The sequence below is a fragment of the Microbacterium sp. TW_SC_2 genome (assembly GCF_055361165.1).
The window spans coordinates 2486858-2502616 of sequence record NZ_CM143952.1; the positions used below are offsets into that span (position 1 = coordinate 2486858).

A 15759-nucleotide genomic window follows, 5' to 3' on the forward strand; every position below is an offset into this window, starting at 1 on the left:
GCGGGGATCGTCGTGGCGCTCAACTCGGCTTGTATCCGATCAGCTCGACGAGCGTCTCCGCTTCGTCGTCAGACAGCACGCGGTGGCCGTTTTCGACCTTCGAGACGACAGCCTGGGACCATTCGTGTCCGACGCCGACCATCAACGCGGCGAGCGCCTTCTGTGTGACCCCGGCGGCGACGCGAGCCGCCGCGAGCGGGTGTACCGATGTGCTCGCGGCGGCTGGCTTCGTAGTGGGCGACGCCGGGGTGCCGACGGCTTCCTTTCCGTGGGGCAGGATGCCGAGGTAGCGCAGCGCACGTGAGACGGCCGACGTCTCTGCTGTCTCCTGTGGGAACGCGCGAGTCACCTCGTCCTCGTCTGCCTCGTCGCGAGTAGCGTGAGCAATCGCATCGGGCCGCTCGGACTCCGAGTGCTTCCGGATGAAGGCGCGCACCGTGTACGAGCGGTACGGGAGACTCTGCCCGTCGTCGATCCTGGTCTCCTCCACTTCGGGGAGGATGCTCCCCTCGGGGTACTTGTCCCAGAACGCCGCGATGCGGTCGGCGGCGGAAGCGAAGTCGTCCGGCGCCTCGGATCGCGGGGACCGGGCGAGGCGGCTCTTCTCGGATGACTCCGGGAGATCAATCTCCGTAGCGGCGGTCTTCGTCATGCGGCACTCTCCTGTGCGTCGATGTGGTCGTAGATGGCGAACTGTGGGGGGCGGATGAGCTGAATCTCGGACGGGTAGCCGGGCCACTCCCCCGTGTCGAGAGCGCGTGCGAAACGGTCGCGAGCTACGCGCGCCTTCGCGGCTCCGATCTCCTTGAAGTCGGGATCGAGCCGGGCGGGGAGGATGTGGAAGGGCGGGCCGTCCTCGACGACCAGGAAGACCATGTCGACGACCTCTTCACCAGCGAGTTCGGCCGTGAGCAGGTAGTGCGCCCACGACACGTCGTAGCCGTACTCGACCACGGTCGACGCGAACTTGAACGGTCGAGCGTGACCGGGCCGCGTCTTCTTCAGGTCGACAGCGACACGGCGATCGGCCGGCAGGAAGTCGAACCGGCATCGGAGGTCGACGCCGGTCGCCGGGTCGGTGGCGAACATCGACGCCTCGGCGTTGCCGTCCCGCTCGAGGAGAGCCCGCCCTGTCGGATGCATGAGCACTGCGTCGGCCATGGCCTTCACCGGTGCGTACTCCGCTTCCTTCATCGGGATCTCCCCGGCGTCGCGGTGCTCCTTCACCCACGCCTTCGCCTTGTCGGATGAGATCGCCTTGTTCGCACCGGAGAGCAGCTCGTCGGGGATGATCGCCACGTCGTAGCCGGTGCCGAGCACGAGCGCGTGAACCGCTGAGCCGACGTCGTACGCCTTCTTCTCGACGCGGTTCTTCTGGTTGATGACCCAGTCGAACTTGGCGGGCGACTCGAGCAGGTACTTCGCTCCGGTCGATGACAGCGCGGGATGCCCGTGGTACTCGACCTCTGGCATGTCCAGGATGAGGCTCACGCGCTCGCTCCGATCGGTCGGTAAAGTTCGTAGCCGACAGCCGAGTTGAGGAACTCGATGTCTTCGGGGAGCCAGTCGAAGCGGCTGACCACCCACTGCTGCTTCTCGGCGTCGAAGTACTCGATCACGCTCGGGCCTCTTTCTCGTCGGGGTCGGTTGTGGTGTGCGGAAGCCGCTCGTAGAGACGGCTGACCTCAGCCCGCGCCCGGTCGACTGTCTCGTCGAACGCCTCGGTCACGACGCTGGTCATGTGAGTGAAGACGGCGGTTCGGAGGGCCAGCGGGTCGAGGTCGGACTCGAGCAGTCGATAGAGGTCTTCCGTGATCGCGATCCGGTCGTCGCGGACCGCCCGGGTCTCAGCGTCGGACAGGTCGGCGAGCACCTCTTGGCGAGCGGACTTCGTGCTGACTCGTGAACGGGCACGTGCGGCGTCGATCACGGGGCACCCACGCTGACGTAGAAGGCGAACATGGCGATGATCGCGAGGCCGGAACCGGCGAGCGCGATCTCGGCGGCGAGCCTGGCGCGCGGCGTGCGCGCTTTCGCCCATTCGAGTGGCTTGCCGATCACTTCCGGCCCTCGCTTCCGAAGACGGCAGTCGACTTCCGATCGGCGCGTCGGTTCTGTGCGACGCGGACGAATGCGCCCACGATGACGATCGTGAAGACGAGCGCGGCGAGCACGCAGACCCAGGCGAACGCCCAAGCCATGAGGTCGAGAGGAGTCATGCTTCTTCCCATGTGAGTCGGGCACCCTGGGGTGCGGTGATGATGGTTTCGTCAGACAGGTGGTAGAGCGTCGAGCCGCGGTCGCGGACGATGCGGGTGATCCGCACGGCGTGGCCGAGCGAGATCTGAACGTCGCGGGTGACGACCGCGAGGAGGCGGTCTTCGACGGCCGGCTGAGCCACGGATGCTTCCCCTGCCCATCCCCGCCGGATCTCGCGCTCCCGGAACGCCTTCGGCTTCCGAGACGACCTCACGACGCGTCCACAATGTCGCGGGCATCGTCGAGCGGGACGGACAGCTCCCACACGGTCGAAAGGGTCTGCATCCGCGACGGGCGCTTCTCCCCCGACGGGCGGATGACGTGGTGCTTCGCGTGCAGCTCGGAAAGGCGACGCTTCACGTTGTGGTGGTCGGAGAGCCGCGGCCACTCGCGCGCCTCGGCTTGGTCGACGTACGCGGCGGTCAGCTCGTCAGCCGTGCGACTCTGCTCGCTGAGCAGCGCCAGCAACGCCTTCTTGAGCTGGGCCGTGACGTGTGCGTCGACCTTCTCGGCCGCGGCGTGAGACGTCTCCGGGTCTGTCGAGTGGGACATGGTCTTGGTGTTCATGGGTGGTTCCCTTCGGCCGGGCGCCTTCCGGTGCCGTTGCAGTCGATGCACTCCGCCTCTTCGTCGGGGTCTTTCCACCTCAGGTAGAAGCCCCAGCCGTTGCAGGTGGTGCAGTGGTCGTGGATGCCGGGTTTCGGCGTCGTGTTCATGCGGGCTCCGGCTCCGGCCGCGGGTTTCTCTCCCACAGCTCTTCGGTGGCCCAGAGCAGAGTGCGGATCACTGGATCGCCGAGTTCGTTGAACACGACGACGACGATGACTCGACCGCGCACCCACATCCACGACTCGTGCATCGGGGACCAGAGCACGCGGTCGGGGAAGCGGATGGCGTCGCGGATCTCGACCGGGCTGAGGTTCGCCTGTTCGGCCATGAGGTCGACGCGCTCGTGCGCATGGCGAGTGAGGACCATCCGATCCGCGCTGACGGCCGGGATGTCGGGGCGAGCGACCGCGGAGCGGAGAGGGTCCGAGTTCGATCTGTCACGCCCGTCGCCGTATCGGGCTTGTACTTCCATGAGCATGGCTCGCGCGTTCCCGGGCGAGATGTTGGTCGGTACGATCCGGCGCGCGCCGTCGGGGAAGCGATAGGTGACGTTCTGGGAGGACCGCGCCGCTCTCGTGGCACCCATCTGCCGGAACTCGCGGTCGAGCCGTTTCGACGGCTGTCGGTAGAACTCAGAGCCCACGGGTGTCTCCTGACAGGATCGCGGTCGGTCGGATGGTCGGGATGGGTGGGCGCAGGGACGCGACGTCCTTGCAGATCCCTGCCCACTCCTCTTCGCGTTGAGCGGCGAGCTCGTCCGCCATCACGCGTCCACGCAGTTCTCGTTGTGGACCGTCTTCACCTGAAGCCAGTCGCCGCGGTTGCGGTCATAGGTGCTGGGCAGCGTGACCGAGAACACCTGGCCCGGCAGGTAGTTCTTCATGTGGGCGACGCCGTTCGTCGGCGTGCCCGGCGAGACGAGGTTCAGGTGGGTCTGCCGGTGACCGGCGATGCGCACGGTGACGTCGACACTGTTCTGCGCGCCGGCGCGGATCTTGATGAGCATGAGGTTGCCGCTGATCGTCACCGCCTCGACGTCGGCGTCGTAGTTTTGCGGGGTGCAGACCAGGATGGGCGGCTTCGGCGGGTAGGCCTCCGAGGCCGCGGCCGCTGGCAGGTTCACCACCGCGGCGATGACGGGGACGGACCATGCGGCGCCCTTGACGAACGTTCGACGTTCCATCGGGTACTCCTTCTGACGTGAGATGGTCCGGGCGGTTTCACTCGCCCGGACCCTGCTTCCCTTCGATCGCGGCGCGTGAGCGCCGCCGTGCCCGCCGTGGACTGGCCCACGGTGTACTGCCTGGTTCGGGCGCCGGCGATATCTCGTCGCCGGTCGGAATGTCTGGGGTTTCCCTTCGATGAGTCACCCGCGGGTGTTCAGCGCTCAGCGCGTCACTTCCGCTACGGGGCGTCGGCGCGACATAGCGTCTCCCCCGTTCGAGCGCACCTTCTCGGCTTCACCTTCGGTGCGCTGTCTCCCCCGCACAGTCGTCCTTCGAGTCGTCCCGGACCTGCCACGGTCCGCCGAAACGAGTGCATGAGGGGTCGCAGCATCGTGGCTTCGACTGGCCCCTCGTATCCCTGTGCGGGATTGGTCAATGTGGAGTTCTGTTGGTGCGATCGCGGCCCGTTGACGGTGCATCGGGCGCGACGAGTACCCCTGGGGTCGGTGAGGACTCCCAGAAGCGACCCGGTTTAGCGACGCGGGCGGTCGGGGGAGCTACCGGGGGTAGATGCCGGTTTGCTCGAGGATGTCGAGCCGTGTCGGCTCATCGGGGTTGGGGTCGGCTCCGCTCGAGACCTTGATGGTCATCGCGAGGAACGCGAGCGGGATGAGGATGCAAGCGGCCGGGAGCCAGAACCAAAGCGGCATCGTGTCTTCCATCAGTGCTCGCCGTCCCGTTCAGGCATCTTGTCGACGTAGCGGTCGAGTTCGGCCTTCTTGAAGAAGATGCGCTTTCCGCTGCCGGACGGGATCAGCTCGCCGGCCGACCGGAGATCGTCGACCTCTCGGAGAGACTTGGACAGGTAGTACGCCGCCAGCTCGCGGGTGAACAGCGCCGGCGGGAACTCGATCCGCTGGACGACGCCAGAGCTCATGCCGCCAGCTCCCCGGGCTTGTCCTCGGCTTCGACGAGCGGTGCGTCGTGCACGATCTCGAACGCCTCGCCCATGCCCAGGCCGAACGCGACGCAGAATCCTGCGATGAATGCACCGGACGGCTGAGCACCCTTGATGATGCGGCGGAGTGTGGTCCGGTCAGAGCCGACCAGACGGGCGACCGCCTCCTCTGAGGGCAGGTTTCGGGTCTCCCGGAGTCGGTCGACCAGACCGTCCTTGATGCGGATGGAGACTGTCATCTCGTTCCCTTCGTGATGCAACTTTGCCTTGCGATGAGGCAACTCTGCCACATGTGAGACGTTAAGCAAGTCAGATTCGCCTCGGCGTGTCAGCTTTGCGATGCGCTTCTGCGATATTTCCTGGTAAACGAGGTTGCACTTGTGGCAAAAGTGCATCAAACTGTGGTTATGCGAGACAACCTCAGCGACTACTTCCAGAACGCGACCGGCGCGCGCAGCGTGCGAGCAATCGCGCAAGCCGCCGGGTTGGAGCAGAGCACCCTGAACCGACAGCTCACGGGTGCGACCGCTGTCACGATCGACTCGGTCGTGGCTATCTGCCGCGCGTTCAACCTGGACTTCGCTGACGCTTTCGTCGCGGCGGGATTCATCACGGAAGCAGAGGCGGATCGCCTCGGTGCTCGCGTGGGCATGGCGACCTTCTCGGACATCGAACTCGCGCAGGAGATCCTCCACCGCATCGAAGCGGCGACGGCGACGGAAGCGCTCACCGGCCCCCTACCGATCCCGCTCAACGTCCGTGGCCCCGTACAGGATGACCTGAAGGCTGTCGCGTCGGAGAGGGACGCGGAAGACGAAACGGACGAGGGGTACGACGGATGACGGGAAAGCTCGAGGACATGGCGGACGCTTTAGGCGTCACGATCGAGTACGTCGACCTGGCAACCCGAGACGGTGAGTACCGCCACGACCTGAAGCGCATCCGCCTCCGCTCGGGGATGACAATTCGCAAGGAGACGAGCACGCTCGCTCACGAGCTGGCACACGCCGTCTGGGGAGACGTCCCCTCGAAGTTTGGTCCAGCGAACGCGAGACAGGAACGGCGCGCAGATGAGTGGGCGGCCTTGTTGCTCATCACGCCGGAGAGGTACCGGATCGCGGAAGATCGCTGGGACGGCCACGCGGGCGCGATGGCGTACGACCTTGGCGTGACCACCAAGCTCGTCACCGCGTTCCGGCGGGTTTTGTCGCGCATCGGCGACCACGTGTACTTGGACCCGCGCATGGGAACGGGCCAGTGGGCGGAGAGAGTCCCCGCGCACTGACCCGTTGGTTCAGACGCTACTTTCGGTGGTCGGTCCAGCTATGGCCGTTCCACCAGCGGAGGTTCGGCGTTCCGTCCGGGTCGGAGTACCAGCCGGCCTCGGGTCCGGCCGATGCCACCGGGGCCGGAGCTGCCGGCGCGACCGCCGCGGGCGCTGGCTGGCCCTCGTAGAACGACGGAGGGAACGGCCGGCCGTCGTAGTCGCTGGGCGGATTCATGATCGCGCCGATGGCGCGTCCCATGGCGCTCTGCGTGCCCGGGCGGTCGTGCAGCGACATCTGGTGGGCGCACGCCGTGCAGGTGCGGGAGAACGCCATCGCCGCTTCGGAGATGCCGAGAGTCGCCACGGCCGCGGCGCCGCGCCCCGCGTTGCGGACACCGACGCCGGCACGCGACATCGTGCACTTCGAGCAGTCGGCGCATCCCGTGTGTACCCTGACCGGTTTTCCCATGAGCGACACTTTATCGTCCGAGCGCGCCGGAGAAGTGCTCGCCAAGAGCCTCGAGAGCAAGGCGGGCTTGGGTCGACGACACGTGCTGATACCCGCGGGTGGTGCGCACGTCCACGTGTCCCACGATCTCGCCGATGATCTTCGCATCCACGCCGAGCTCCATGAGCACGGTGGCTGTCGTGTGGCGGGCGAAGTGTGTCGTCGGAGTGTCCGGGGTGCCCGTGGGGCGTTCGCGCGGAGGGAGCGCTTGCTCCGGCGTGATGACGCCCGCTTCGAGGAGGATCGAGCGCCACTCGGCCTGATCCTGCGCGGGGGTGATCGGAGATCCGTCATCGTTTCGCCAGATGAGCCCGTGAGGGTTCGGGCGAGTGTCTCTCGCGAGGTAGTCGACCAGCATCCCCTCGAGCGCGTCGATGAGCGGGATCGTGCGCACGTTGCCTGACTTCGGACGGACCAGGCAGAGTCGTCCGTCGAGCTGGCGATGTGTCAAGCCAGGCGACACCTTGAGCTTCCGCTTCGGGCATGAGCCGTCGCGAGACTTCCCGCACGTGCCGCCGCATCCGTGCCGGAAGCGCACCTCGGTGAGCGACCACTGGATCGTGAACTCGTGCCGGACGAGGTCCGCGCTGTCAATCGTCGCGCCGAGGCGTTCACCCTGTCGGATGCCGGCCAGGATCGCGAACCACCAGCGGACGCCGTCGGGGCGATTGAGCGCAGTCTGCAAGACGCGCAGCGCGACCTCGGTGTCGAGCGCGCCCCGTTCGACCCCGCCCGCGCCGGGAGGGGTCACGTCGGCGGCGACGTTCTTCGCGCACACGCCATCCTTCCGCGCTGACTCGAGCATGGATGAGAGGACCGCGTGCGCCTTCCGAGCTGAGGAGACGGCGCGGCCGGCATCTGTGATGGAGAGAGTCACCGCGCGGACGTCGGAGGGCTTGAGCGCCGAGACGCGCTTCTTCCGGAGGGTCGGGAGAATCCACTTCCGCACGATGGACTCGTAGCTCGCGAGCGTGTCCGGTTTCATCGACGGCTCGCACACGGTGCGGAGCCAGTGCTCGGCCCACGCCTCGACCGTGACGGCCTTGTCGAGCGGTGCGCCGAACTCGTTGATCTCGGCGCGCAACGCGTCCAGCTTGTCGCGTGCGGCGGTCTTGGTCCGCGCAGAGACGGTGCGCTGACGCCGCCGGCCGTCGGCGTGGAAGCCATCGCTCACGACCCCCCGCCAGAGCTTCCGCTCCTTGATGTAGTACAGGCCACCCTCACCGTGGCCGCGCGTCTTCGGCATCTTGTACCCTCTCTCGGAGGCAGTGCACACATAGGTGCACACATGCACTCGCAAACGTTATGTTTGCAGGTGCTTCCGACACCAACGCCAAAACCCCCGGAATCACGGGGGATTCCGGGGGTTTGATGGAGCCGCTTGTCAGAATCGAACTGACGACCTTCTCATTACGAGTGAGATGCTCTACCGACTGAGCTAAAGCGGCGTGTGACGGGCGAACCGGCACGATCACCGATATTACCCTGTCGCACTCGCCCTTGGCGAATCGGCACCGGGTCACTCGCAGCGGAGTCCGTCCTCCGGCACCACGTCGTCGAGCAGGAACGCCTCGACGGCGCCGTCGACGCAGGAGTTGCCCTTGTTGTAGCCCGTGTGGCCCTCGCCGACGCGGGTGATCAGCACGCCCTCTTCGAGCTGCGCCGCCAGGGACTCGGACCACTCGTACGGCGTCGCCGGGTCGTTGGTGGTGCCGATCACGAGGATCGGTCCGGCACCCTCGGCCGCGATCTCGCCGCGCGTGCCGGTCGGGGGGTACGGCCACACCTCGCAGGAGTCCGGGCCTTCCCAGTAAGGAGCGATGGTCGGTGCGCCTTCGGCGATCTTCGCGCGGGTCGCCGCCTCGGCCGCCGGATCGTCTTCCACCGGGTAGTCCATGCAGTTATACGCACGGAAGGCCTCGGACGAGTTGTCGGCGTACGTGTCGCCCTCGCGGCCGTTGTAGAAGTCGGCGAGCACGAACATCGTGGTCGGATCGCCCTGCAGTGCCTCGTCGAGACCCTGCGTGAGGAAGCTCCAGCTGTCCTGCGAGTACAGGGCCGCGATGATGCCCGTCATCATCGAGTCCGCACCCATCAGGCGTCCGTCACCGTTCTCGAGCGGGGTGCGATCCGCGCTCGCGAGAAGCGCGCCGAGGTCGTCCATCGCCTGGTCGACGGTGCCGGTGAACGGGCAGGAGCCGCTGCCCAGGCAGTTCTCCATGTACGCCCGCAGAGCCGATTCGAATCCGAGCGCCTGGGTCGCTCCGACCTCGAGGCCGGAGACCGCGGGGTCGATGGCGCCGTCGAGCACCAACCGACCCGCCTTCTCCGGGTAGAGCTCGGCGTAGGTGGCGCCGAGGAACGTGCCGTACGAGTAGCCGAGGTAGTTGAGCTGCGTGTCGCCCAGCACCGCACGGATCAGGTCCATGTCGCGAGCCGCGTTGATGGTCGTGATGTACGGGAGGATGCCGCCGCTGTTCGCCTCGCAGGCCTCGGCGAAGGAGGCGTGGGCGTCGAGCAGCTCGGCCTCCCACTCCGGCGTGCCGCGGGGCGCCGCGGGGATGCTGTACAGGTAGTCGTCCATCTGCTCCGCGTCGTAGCAGGTCACCGCGGTCGACTCCCCGACGCCGCGGGGATCGAATCCGATCACGTCGAAGTTCTCGATGAGGTCGGCCCCGACCGCGTAGTCGAGACTGCCGAGGATCAGGTCGACTCCGCTCGCGCCGGGACCTCCGGGGTTCGTCAGCAGAGAGCCGACCGGGGTCCCCTCCGCCTGGTGACGCACCACCGAGAGCGTGATCTCACCCGCACCCGGGTTCTCCCAGTCGAGGGGCGCCGTGACATCGGTGCAGTCGAAGCCCGTGCCGCAACCGACCCACGACAGCGTCTGCTCGTAGAACGGCAGCAGATCGGCATCGACACCGTCGGTGTCGGGCGCGTTGGTCACCGAGGGACGGGGGGCGGCCTGTTCGGGGATCATCGCGTAGAGGCAGCCCGAGAGGGCGACGGATGTCGCGGCGAGGCCCGCGATGACCGCGATGGCTCGGTGGAGACGGGATGTCGATCGAAGTTTCACGGTGTCCTCCCGCTCGCGATGGTCACGAGCAAGCTCTCCAGGGCGAGCAGCGGTGCGACGTTGCGCTCCAGCGACTGGCGGGTGTCGGCAAGGTGGTCGAGTACGACCAGAGTACGGGTCTCCGGCCACGCGGAGGCGAGTGCGGACAGCTCATCGCGCAGTTCGCGGTTGATCAGATCGTCCTGTCCGAACTGGAGCATGACGACGTCGCGGAACATCGACTGCAGATCGGTGAGCACCCGGTCGATCCCGTCGCGGAGGCTTCGGGTCGCGCGCTTCTTCTGATCGTCCTCCAGCGCCGAGAGCTGAGAGCGCAATGCGGGAGGCACCGCCTGGCCCTCCGCGATGCCGACCATCCGCAGCAGGGAGGCGCGCTCCTGCGCGTCGCGCTCGGCCGTGAGCGCCTTCGCATCTTCCGTCGCCGCCTGGATGATGCGGCCGGCGACTTCGACCGCGTCCCCGACGCCGCGCACCCCGATCACGGAGCGCAGGGTCTCGTCGCGACGACGGCGTGCGGCCTCGTCGGTGGCGAGCCGCTGTGCCATGCCGATGTGCCGCTGCGCGTGTCGGGCCGCCTGCTCGGCGACGCTCTCGTCGACCCCGGTGCGGAGACTGATGAGCCGCGCGACATCGGCGACGTCGGGTTCGCGCAGTCGGAGGGAGCGCACGCGGGAACGGATGGTGGGCAGCAGGTCGGCCTCGCTCGGCGCGCAGAGGATCCACACCGTCTGCTCGGGCGGCTCCTCGAGAGCCTTGAGCAGGACGTTGGACGTGCGCTCGACCATGCGATCGGCGTCTTCCACGACGATCACGCGATAGCGCCCGGCGGAGGGGGCGAAGTACGAACGCTCGACCAGCGCACGGGCTTCGGCGATCGTGATGATGACCTTGTCGGTGCGCAGCGCCGTCACATCGGGGTGCGTTCCGGCGAGCACCTGACGCATCGCCGCCTCGTCGTCGGGGCGGTCGGCGACCAGCGCGGCGGCGAAGGCATAGGCCAGCGTGGAGCGACCGGAGCCCGGCGGGCCCGTGATCAGCCACGCGTGCGAGAGCGCCCCCGGGTCGGCGGCGGCATCGCGGAGCGTCTCGACCGCGGCATCCTGCCCCCAGACATCGGCCCACGGGAACGGGGCGGCGACAGTCTGAGGCATGCCCTCAGCCTAATCGGGAGCACCGACGCTCGCGGGCACGCTCGCGGGATGGTCGCCGACGCTCAGCGCGAGGCGAGCAGGGTCTCGACGCGGGTGCGGATGCGCGCGGCGATCTCGTCGGCGGATGCCGCGGCGTCGAGGACCAGGAAGCGCCCCGGCTCGGCGGACGCCAGCTCCAGGTACGCGTCGCGCACCCGTCCGTGGAACTCGGACTTCTCCGCCTCGAGGCGGTCGAACGGCTTTTCCGCGGAGTCCAGGCGCGTGCGGGCCGCGGCCGGATCGAGGTCGAGCAGCACGGTGAGGTCGGGGAGTGCGCCTTCGGCGGCCCACAGCGAGAGGTCGCGGATCTCGGTGGCGTCGAGCACCCGGCCCGCACCCTGGTACGCGACCGAGGAGTCGAGGTAGCGGTCCTGCAGCACGACCTCGCCCCGCGCCAGCGCAGGGCGCACGACGGTCGCCACGTGATGCGCACGATCCGCCGCGTACAGCAGCGCCTCGGCCCGAGGAGCGATGTCACCGCGGTGGTGGAGGACGATGTCGCGGATCAGCTGACCGACCTCCGACCCGCCGGGTTCGCGCGTGCGGACCACGGTGTGCCCGGCATCCGCGAGCCACGACGCCAGCAGGTTCGACTGCGTGGTCTTGCCCGAGCCGTCTCCGCCCTCGAGCGTGATCCACGCACCGGGACCTGAGGTCACGAGTCCGCCTTCGCCGCCGCCTTCGCCGCGTTCGCCGCACGGGTCGCTGCCGCCTTCTTCGCCGCCGCCGACCGTGCCGCGGACTTCGCCGCGTCGGCCGGGGCCGCCTTCTTCGCGGGAGCCTTCGCCGCCGTCTTCTTCGCCGGAGCCTTCTTGGCCGGAGCCTTCTTCGCCGGAGCCTTCTTGGCGGGAGCCTTCTTCGCCGCGGTCGACCGCGCACCGCGCTTGGGCGCAGGGCCCTTCGCGCGCTTGTCGGCGAGCATCTGCACGGCGGTTTCGAACGTGATGTCCTCGACCTTCTGGCCGCGCGGGATCGTCACGTTCGTCTCACTGTCGGTCACGTACGCGCCGAAGCGACCGTCGCGGATGCGGATCGGCTTGCCGCTGACCGGATCGGCCTCGAACTCGACGAGCGCACTGGATGCCCGGCGGGCACCGTACTTCGGCTGCGTGTAGATCTCGAGCGCCTGCTCGAGGGTGACGTCGAAGATCTGCGATTCGCTCTCGAGCGACCGGGAGTCCGTGCCCTTCTTGAGGTACGGACCGAAGCGGCCGTTCTGCGCGGTGATCTCCTCGCCCGACTCGGGGTCGGTGCCCACGACGCGCGGCAGACTCAGCAGCTGCAGCGCGGTGTCGAGATCGATCGTGTCGACCGACATCGACCGGAACAGCGAGCCGGTGCGCGGCTTGGGTGCGGCTGCCTTCTTCGCGCCGCGCTTGGGCTTGGGCGCCTCGACGACCTCGCCCGTGATCTCGTCGACCGCGGCGTCGTCCGACACCGGGTCGTTCTCCTGCACGTAGGGGCCGAAGCGGCCGTCCTTCACGACGACGATCTTGCCGTTCTCGGGGTTGAGTCCCAGGACGCGGTCTCCGGCGACGGGCGCGTCGATCAGCTCCTGCGCCTTCGCGGTGGTGAGCTCGTCGGGCGCGAGGTCTTCCGGCACGTTGACGATGCGCGGCTTGGCCTCCGGGTTCTCCGGGTCGGCGACCTCGAGGTAGGGGCCGTACTTGCCGAAGCGCAGCGTGGCGGTATCGGTGATCGGCGTGGAGTTCAGCGCGCGGGCATCGATCTCGCCGAGGTTGTCGACCACCTGTCGCAGCCCGACGTGCGAGTCGGAGCCGAAGTAGAACGACTTCAGCCACTCGACGCGGTTCTGCTCGCCGCGGGCGATCGTGTCGAGGTCGTCCTCGAGCGCGGCCGTGAAGTCGTAGTCGACGAGCTCGGCGAAGTGCTCCTCGAGCAGGCGCACCACGCTGAACGCGAGCCACGTCGGAACGAGCGCCTGGCCGCGCTTGACCGCGTAGCCGCGGTCGAGGATGGTCTCGGGGATCGAGGCGAAGGTCGACGGACGGCCGATGCCCTTCTCCTCGAGCACCTTGACCAGCGACGCCTCGGTGTAGCGCGGCTTCGGGTTCGTGCGGTGGCCCTTGGCCTCGGCATCCGAGACGGCGAGCTCGTCGCCCACGGCGACCGCCGGCAGCGACTGGTTCTCGGCGGCATCCGCGTCGCCGCGCTTCTCATCGCGTCCCTCTTCGTAGGCCTCCAGGAAGCCCTTGAAGGTGTAGACCGTTCCCGAGGCGGTGAACTCGGCCTTCTGCCCCGCCGCGTCGACCGCGATCGTGACGGTCGTGGTCTCGTACTTCGCATCGGACATCTGGCTCGCGACGGTGCGCTTCCAGATGAGGTCGTACATGCGCTGCTCGTCACGGTCGAGCTCGCCGGAGAGCGACGCCGGAGTGCGGAAGTTCTCCCCCGACGGACGGATGGCCTCGTGGGCCTCCTGCGCGTTCTTGCTCTTCGACTTGTAGACGCGGGGCTTGAGCGGCACGGCCGAATCCCCGTACAGGGCGACGGCCTGACTCCGCGCCGCCTGCACCGCTTGGGTGCTCAGCGCCGTGGAGTCGGTACGCATATAGGTGATGTACCCCTTCTCGTACAGGCGCTGGGCGACACCCATGGCCTGCTTGGCGCCCATCGAGAGCTTGCGGCCGGCTTCCTGCTGCAGCGTCGACGTCGTGAACGGCGCGTACGGGCTGCGGGTTCCGGGCTTCGCCTCGACCTTCGTGACGGTGCCGGCGCCCACCACGTCGATCGCCTGGGCGAGCGTGGTGGCGCGGGCTTCGTCGAGGACCACGACGGCCTTCTTGAGCTTGCCGTCGTCGTCGAAGTCGGTGCCCCGGGCGAGCTGGCCGCCGTCGACGCGCACGAGACGGATGCGGAAGGAGGTGCCGGTCGCGGCCGCGGCGGCGTCGACATCCCAGTACTCGGCCGAGACGAACGCCATGCGCTCGCGCTCACGATCGACGATCAACCGGGTCGCGGCGGACTGCACGCGGCCGGCGGAGATGCCCGTCTTGACCTTGTACCAGAGCACGGGAGACACGTCCCAGCCGTAGAGGCGGTCGAGGATGCGGCGGGTCTCCTGCGCGTCGACCAGATCGTGGTCGAGTTCGCGGGTGTTCCCGATGGCGGCCTGGATCGCGTCCTTGGTGATCTCGTGGAAGACCATGCGCTTGACGGGGACCTTCGGCTTCAGCGTCTCCAGCAGGTGCCAGGCGATCGCCTCGCCCTCGCGGTCCTCATCAGTGGCGAGCAGGAGCTCGTCGGCGGTCTTCAGCGCACGCTTGAGTTCGGCGACGGTCTTCGTCTTGCGGTCGGACACCACGTAGTACGGGTCGAACCCGTTGTCGATGTCGATCGAGTACTTCCCGTAGGCCTGCTTGTCGGCGGCCGGGATGTCCTTCTTGTCGGCGAGATCGCGGATGTGCCCGACAGAGCTGAGCACCTCGTAACCGTCGCCCAGGTATCCCTGAATAGACCGCATCTTCGTCGGGGACTCGACGATGACGAGCTTCTTGCCTTCAGCCAAGGGTGCGTCCTTTCTTCGAAGCACACCATACACACCACTGTGTGGGGTCGTTCACAGTGAGCGAGGTCGCCACCGCCGTCAGTGACCCTCGGGTGGCCCAGCACGGGCGCGGGAGACGGCAGTGAGACCAGCGTACGCCGCCTGCACCTGCACGGTCGCCACGAACCCCTCGATCGCGCAGTCGGTGAGCGAGGCTCCCGACGCCGCGGCGACCCGGGCCGCGAGCGCGCACGGCTCCTCCGCCGTCACCACGGCACCGCTCGAGGCGTCGGCGGCCGCGAGCGCGGCGGCATCCGCGGCACCGGCCACCCTCTGCGCCGTGACTGCCGCTCCGCCGACGGCCGCCAGCCCGAGGGAGAGCCCGGCAGCCACGACCAGAACGCCCGCGGCGAGCGCGGATCCGGCCATCAGAGTCCTCCGTCGAGAGCGCAGCTGGATGCCCGCAGGGGGACCCGGATCACCGATCCCACCCCGACGTCGAGGCGTGACGTGACGCACACGAGTGCCCCCCGCGACGAGGACGACATCGTCGCCCCGGGGACCGCTTCGCGCACGACGGCATGAGCCGCGCCGTCGCCCTCCCCGCGACCGAGCAGTCGTGCGGCATCCGCCGTGGCGTCCTGCAGCGCCACCTGACCGGAGGCGGCTCCGAGCGCACCGACGCCCAGCAGCATCACGAACACGACCGCGGGGAGCGCGAGCGCGAGCTCGGCCGCGACGGAACCGCGTTCTCCGATGCGCCTTCGGGCACGGCGATCGCTCATGACACGCTGAGCGCTCGTCGCACGAGATCGGTCAGGATGCCGCGCACCTCGTCGGAGCGCATGATGACGACCAGGAGGCCGGCGAAGGCGACGGCCGCGACTACAGCGAGACGTACTCGAACGGTGGCCCGAACTTCCAGCTCCGCGACGTCAACATCACGAACGACCTGCATCTGACCGGCGAGGTTCCCGACACGATCGACGTCGGCACCAACGTGCACGTCATCGCCCGAGTCGGATCATTCAAGGACCCGCTGTTCCAGCTGGAGCCGGTGCAGACCAGCCTGCGCTGAGCACGCCCGGCTGCCCTCGCCTCTCGGCAGCGGAGCCGACGCGGCCTCAACTGACGGCTGACGCTACGGCCGCAAAAAGTTCGCGTGCTGCGCGAAGTCCCGAGCGGTCTGCGCACTGCATACCGGCGGACCCGCAGCCA

Annotated in this window: 25 protein-coding genes and 1 tRNA gene; 3 read left to right on the top strand and 23 right to left on the bottom strand. The window is 68.1% G+C overall.

The features are described from left to right. Positions 1-19 precede the first annotated feature (19 nt). The 13 genes from ACWA14_RS12005 to ACWA14_RS12065 form a co-directional block, all read right to left on the bottom strand. A complete protein-coding gene (locus ACWA14_RS12005) occupies positions 20-652 on the bottom strand; it encodes a helix-turn-helix domain-containing protein (protein WP_463793785.1) in 633 nt (210 codons plus the stop codon). After that, positions 649-1491 (bottom strand): PD-(D/E)XK nuclease-like domain-containing protein, encoded by an 843-nt coding sequence (locus ACWA14_RS12010; RefSeq protein WP_463793788.1) that lies wholly within the window; start codon positions 1489-1491, stop codon positions 649-651. The genes ACWA14_RS12005 and ACWA14_RS12010 overlap by 4 nt, the downstream gene beginning before the upstream one ends. Next, entirely contained in the window at positions 1488-1619 is a 132-nt protein-coding gene (locus ACWA14_RS12015; RefSeq protein WP_463793790.1) for a hypothetical protein, read from the bottom strand. Before ACWA14_RS12015 ends, ACWA14_RS12010 begins: the two co-directional genes overlap by 4 nt. Beyond that, positions 1616-1930: a hypothetical protein gene (locus tag ACWA14_RS12020; protein WP_463793793.1), complete on the bottom strand. Its 315-nt coding sequence runs from the start codon at positions 1928-1930 to the stop codon at positions 1616-1618. The genes ACWA14_RS12015 and ACWA14_RS12020 overlap by 4 nt, the downstream gene beginning before the upstream one ends. Further along, a complete protein-coding gene (locus tag ACWA14_RS12025; RefSeq protein WP_463793795.1) occupies positions 1927-2061 on the bottom strand; it encodes a hypothetical protein in 135 nt (44 codons plus the stop codon). The genes ACWA14_RS12020 and ACWA14_RS12025 overlap by 4 nt, the downstream gene beginning before the upstream one ends. Then, positions 2058-2219 (bottom strand): hypothetical protein, encoded by a 162-nt coding sequence (locus ACWA14_RS12030; RefSeq protein WP_463793798.1) that lies wholly within the window; start codon positions 2217-2219, stop codon positions 2058-2060. The genes ACWA14_RS12025 and ACWA14_RS12030 overlap by 4 nt, the downstream gene beginning before the upstream one ends. Further along, on the bottom strand, positions 2216-2401 hold the full coding sequence (locus ACWA14_RS12035; protein WP_463793800.1) for a hypothetical protein: 186 nt from the start codon (positions 2399-2401) through the stop codon (positions 2216-2218). The genes ACWA14_RS12030 and ACWA14_RS12035 overlap by 4 nt, the downstream gene beginning before the upstream one ends. Positions 2402-2469: 68 nt before the next feature. Continuing rightward, the gene (locus tag ACWA14_RS12040; RefSeq protein ID WP_463793802.1) at positions 2470-2826 is read right to left on the bottom strand and encodes a hypothetical protein; all 357 of its coding nucleotides are present in this window, start codon (positions 2824-2826) and stop codon (positions 2470-2472) included. 145 nt (positions 2827-2971) lie between these two features. Continuing rightward, complete coding sequence (locus ACWA14_RS12045; protein WP_463793805.1) at positions 2972-3235, bottom strand: hypothetical protein; 264 nt, start codon at positions 3233-3235, stop codon at positions 2972-2974. 396 nt (positions 3236-3631) lie between these two features. Then, positions 3632-4051, bottom strand: a complete 420-nt coding sequence (locus tag ACWA14_RS12050; protein WP_463793808.1) for a hypothetical protein — start codon at positions 4049-4051, stop codon at positions 3632-3634. A 540-nt stretch (positions 4052-4591) separates the two neighbouring features. After that, positions 4592-4744: a hypothetical protein gene (locus ACWA14_RS12055; protein ID WP_463793811.1), complete on the bottom strand. Its 153-nt coding sequence runs from the start codon at positions 4742-4744 to the stop codon at positions 4592-4594. An 11-nt stretch (positions 4745-4755) separates the two neighbouring features. Then, the gene (locus ACWA14_RS12060) at positions 4756-4971 is read right to left on the bottom strand and encodes a helix-turn-helix domain-containing protein (RefSeq protein ID WP_463793812.1); all 216 of its coding nucleotides are present in this window, start codon (positions 4969-4971) and stop codon (positions 4756-4758) included. Then, on the bottom strand, positions 4968-5231 hold the full coding sequence (locus ACWA14_RS12065; RefSeq protein ID WP_463793814.1) for a helix-turn-helix domain-containing protein: 264 nt from the start codon (positions 5229-5231) through the stop codon (positions 4968-4970). Before ACWA14_RS12065 ends, ACWA14_RS12060 begins: the two co-directional genes overlap by 4 nt. A gap of 168 nt (positions 5232-5399) precedes the next feature. Here ACWA14_RS12065 and ACWA14_RS12070 point away from each other — a divergent pair, with 168 nt between their 5' ends. Next, on the top strand, positions 5400-5834 hold the full coding sequence (locus ACWA14_RS12070) for a helix-turn-helix domain-containing protein (protein ID WP_463793816.1): 435 nt from the start codon (positions 5400-5402) through the stop codon (positions 5832-5834). After that, positions 5831-6277 carry an ImmA/IrrE family metallo-endopeptidase gene (locus ACWA14_RS12075; RefSeq protein ID WP_463793818.1) on the top strand — a complete coding sequence of 149 codons (447 nt, stop codon included), beginning with the start codon at positions 5831-5833 and terminating at the stop codon, positions 6275-6277. The genes ACWA14_RS12070 and ACWA14_RS12075 overlap by 4 nt, the downstream gene beginning before the upstream one ends. A gap of 16 nt (positions 6278-6293) precedes the next feature. On the opposite strand, the gene ACWA14_RS12080 is transcribed toward ACWA14_RS12075, so the two are convergent. The 10 genes from ACWA14_RS12080 to ACWA14_RS12125 all read right to left on the bottom strand — a co-directional run bounded on the left by ACWA14_RS12080 (position 6294) and on the right by ACWA14_RS12125 (position 15547). Then, positions 6294-6674: a DUF2510 domain-containing protein gene (locus ACWA14_RS12080; protein WP_463793820.1), complete on the bottom strand. Its 381-nt coding sequence runs from the start codon at positions 6672-6674 to the stop codon at positions 6294-6296. Between the two features lie 64 nt (positions 6675-6738). Continuing rightward, entirely contained in the window at positions 6739-8013 is a 1275-nt protein-coding gene (locus ACWA14_RS12085) for a tyrosine-type recombinase/integrase (RefSeq protein WP_463793823.1), read from the bottom strand. 126 nt (positions 8014-8139) lie between these two features. After that, a tRNA-Thr gene (locus ACWA14_RS12090) sits at positions 8140-8215 on the bottom strand. 71 nt (positions 8216-8286) lie between these two features. Further along, the gene (locus ACWA14_RS12095; RefSeq protein ID WP_463793825.1) at positions 8287-9843 is read right to left on the bottom strand and encodes an alpha/beta hydrolase; all 1557 of its coding nucleotides are present in this window, start codon (positions 9841-9843) and stop codon (positions 8287-8289) included. After that, entirely contained in the window at positions 9840-10994 is a 1155-nt protein-coding gene (locus tag ACWA14_RS12100) for a DNA polymerase III subunit delta' (RefSeq protein WP_463793826.1), read from the bottom strand. Before ACWA14_RS12100 ends, ACWA14_RS12095 begins: the two co-directional genes overlap by 4 nt. Positions 10995-11056: 62 nt before the next feature. Beyond that, on the bottom strand, positions 11057-11692 hold the full coding sequence (tmk, locus tag ACWA14_RS12105) for a dTMP kinase (RefSeq protein WP_463793829.1): 636 nt from the start codon (positions 11690-11692) through the stop codon (positions 11057-11059). Then, complete coding sequence (gene topA, locus ACWA14_RS12110) at positions 11689-14562, bottom strand: type I DNA topoisomerase (protein WP_463793831.1); 2874 nt, start codon at positions 14560-14562, stop codon at positions 11689-11691. Before topA ends, tmk begins: the two co-directional genes overlap by 4 nt. A gap of 78 nt (positions 14563-14640) precedes the next feature. Next, positions 14641-14970 (bottom strand): helicase, encoded by a 330-nt coding sequence (locus ACWA14_RS12115; RefSeq protein ID WP_463793833.1) that lies wholly within the window; start codon positions 14968-14970, stop codon positions 14641-14643. Then, on the bottom strand, positions 14970-15326 hold the full coding sequence (locus tag ACWA14_RS12120) for a TadE family type IV pilus minor pilin (protein WP_463793835.1): 357 nt from the start codon (positions 15324-15326) through the stop codon (positions 14970-14972). The genes ACWA14_RS12115 and ACWA14_RS12120 overlap by 1 nt, the downstream gene beginning before the upstream one ends. Next, positions 15323-15547: a DUF4244 domain-containing protein gene (locus ACWA14_RS12125; RefSeq protein WP_463793836.1), complete on the bottom strand. Its 225-nt coding sequence runs from the start codon at positions 15545-15547 to the stop codon at positions 15323-15325. Before ACWA14_RS12125 ends, ACWA14_RS12120 begins: the two co-directional genes overlap by 4 nt. On the opposite strand from ACWA14_RS12125, the gene ACWA14_RS12130 reads away from it, so the two are divergent. Further along, complete coding sequence (locus ACWA14_RS12130) at positions 15482-15619, top strand: DUF4839 domain-containing protein (protein ID WP_463797442.1); 138 nt, start codon at positions 15482-15484, stop codon at positions 15617-15619. The genes ACWA14_RS12125 and ACWA14_RS12130 overlap by 66 nt on opposite strands. The last annotated feature ends 140 nt before the right edge of the window (positions 15620-15759 follow it).

Excerpts from the sequence above, each read along its gene's own strand:
- ACWA14_RS12005 (WP_463793785.1), bottom strand. The coding sequence starts at position 652 with ATGACGAAGACCGCCGCTACGGAGATTGATCTCCCGGAGTCATCCGAG.
- ACWA14_RS12030 (WP_463793798.1), bottom strand. The coding sequence starts at position 2,219 with ATGACTCCTCTCGACCTCATGGCTTGGGCGTTCGCCTGGGTCTGCGTG.
- ACWA14_RS12040 (WP_463793802.1), bottom strand. The coding sequence starts at position 2,826 with ATGAACACCAAGACCATGTCCCACTCGACAGACCCGGAGACGTCTCAC.
- ACWA14_RS12045 (WP_463793805.1), bottom strand. The coding sequence starts at position 3,235 with ATGGTCCTCACTCGCCATGCGCACGAGCGCGTCGACCTCATGGCCGAA.
- ACWA14_RS12050 (WP_463793808.1), bottom strand. The coding sequence starts at position 4,051 with ATGGAACGTCGAACGTTCGTCAAGGGCGCCGCATGGTCCGTCCCCGTC.
- ACWA14_RS12055 (WP_463793811.1), bottom strand. The coding sequence starts at position 4,744 with ATGCCGCTTTGGTTCTGGCTCCCGGCCGCTTGCATCCTCATCCCGCTC.
- ACWA14_RS12060 (WP_463793812.1), bottom strand. The coding sequence starts at position 4,971 with ATGAGCTCTGGCGTCGTCCAGCGGATCGAGTTCCCGCCGGCGCTGTTC.
- ACWA14_RS12065 (WP_463793814.1), bottom strand. The coding sequence starts at position 5,231 with ATGACAGTCTCCATCCGCATCAAGGACGGTCTGGTCGACCGACTCCGG.
- ACWA14_RS12070 (WP_463793816.1), top strand. The coding sequence starts at position 5,400 with ATGCGAGACAACCTCAGCGACTACTTCCAGAACGCGACCGGCGCGCGC.
- ACWA14_RS12075 (WP_463793818.1), top strand. The coding sequence starts at position 5,831 with ATGACGGGAAAGCTCGAGGACATGGCGGACGCTTTAGGCGTCACGATC.
- ACWA14_RS12080 (WP_463793820.1), bottom strand. The coding sequence starts at position 6,674 with ATGTCGCGTGCCGGCGTCGGTGTCCGCAACGCGGGGCGCGGCGCCGCG.
- ACWA14_RS12085 (WP_463793823.1), bottom strand. The coding sequence starts at position 8,013 with ATGCCGAAGACGCGCGGCCACGGTGAGGGTGGCCTGTACTACATCAAG.
- ACWA14_RS12100 (WP_463793826.1), bottom strand. The coding sequence starts at position 10,994 with ATGCCTCAGACTGTCGCCGCCCCGTTCCCGTGGGCCGATGTCTGGGGG.
- ACWA14_RS12115 (WP_463793833.1), bottom strand. The coding sequence starts at position 14,970 with ATGGCCGGATCCGCGCTCGCCGCGGGCGTTCTGGTCGTGGCTGCCGGG.
- ACWA14_RS12120 (WP_463793835.1), bottom strand. The coding sequence starts at position 15,326 with ATGAGCGATCGCCGTGCCCGAAGGCGCATCGGAGAACGCGGTTCCGTC.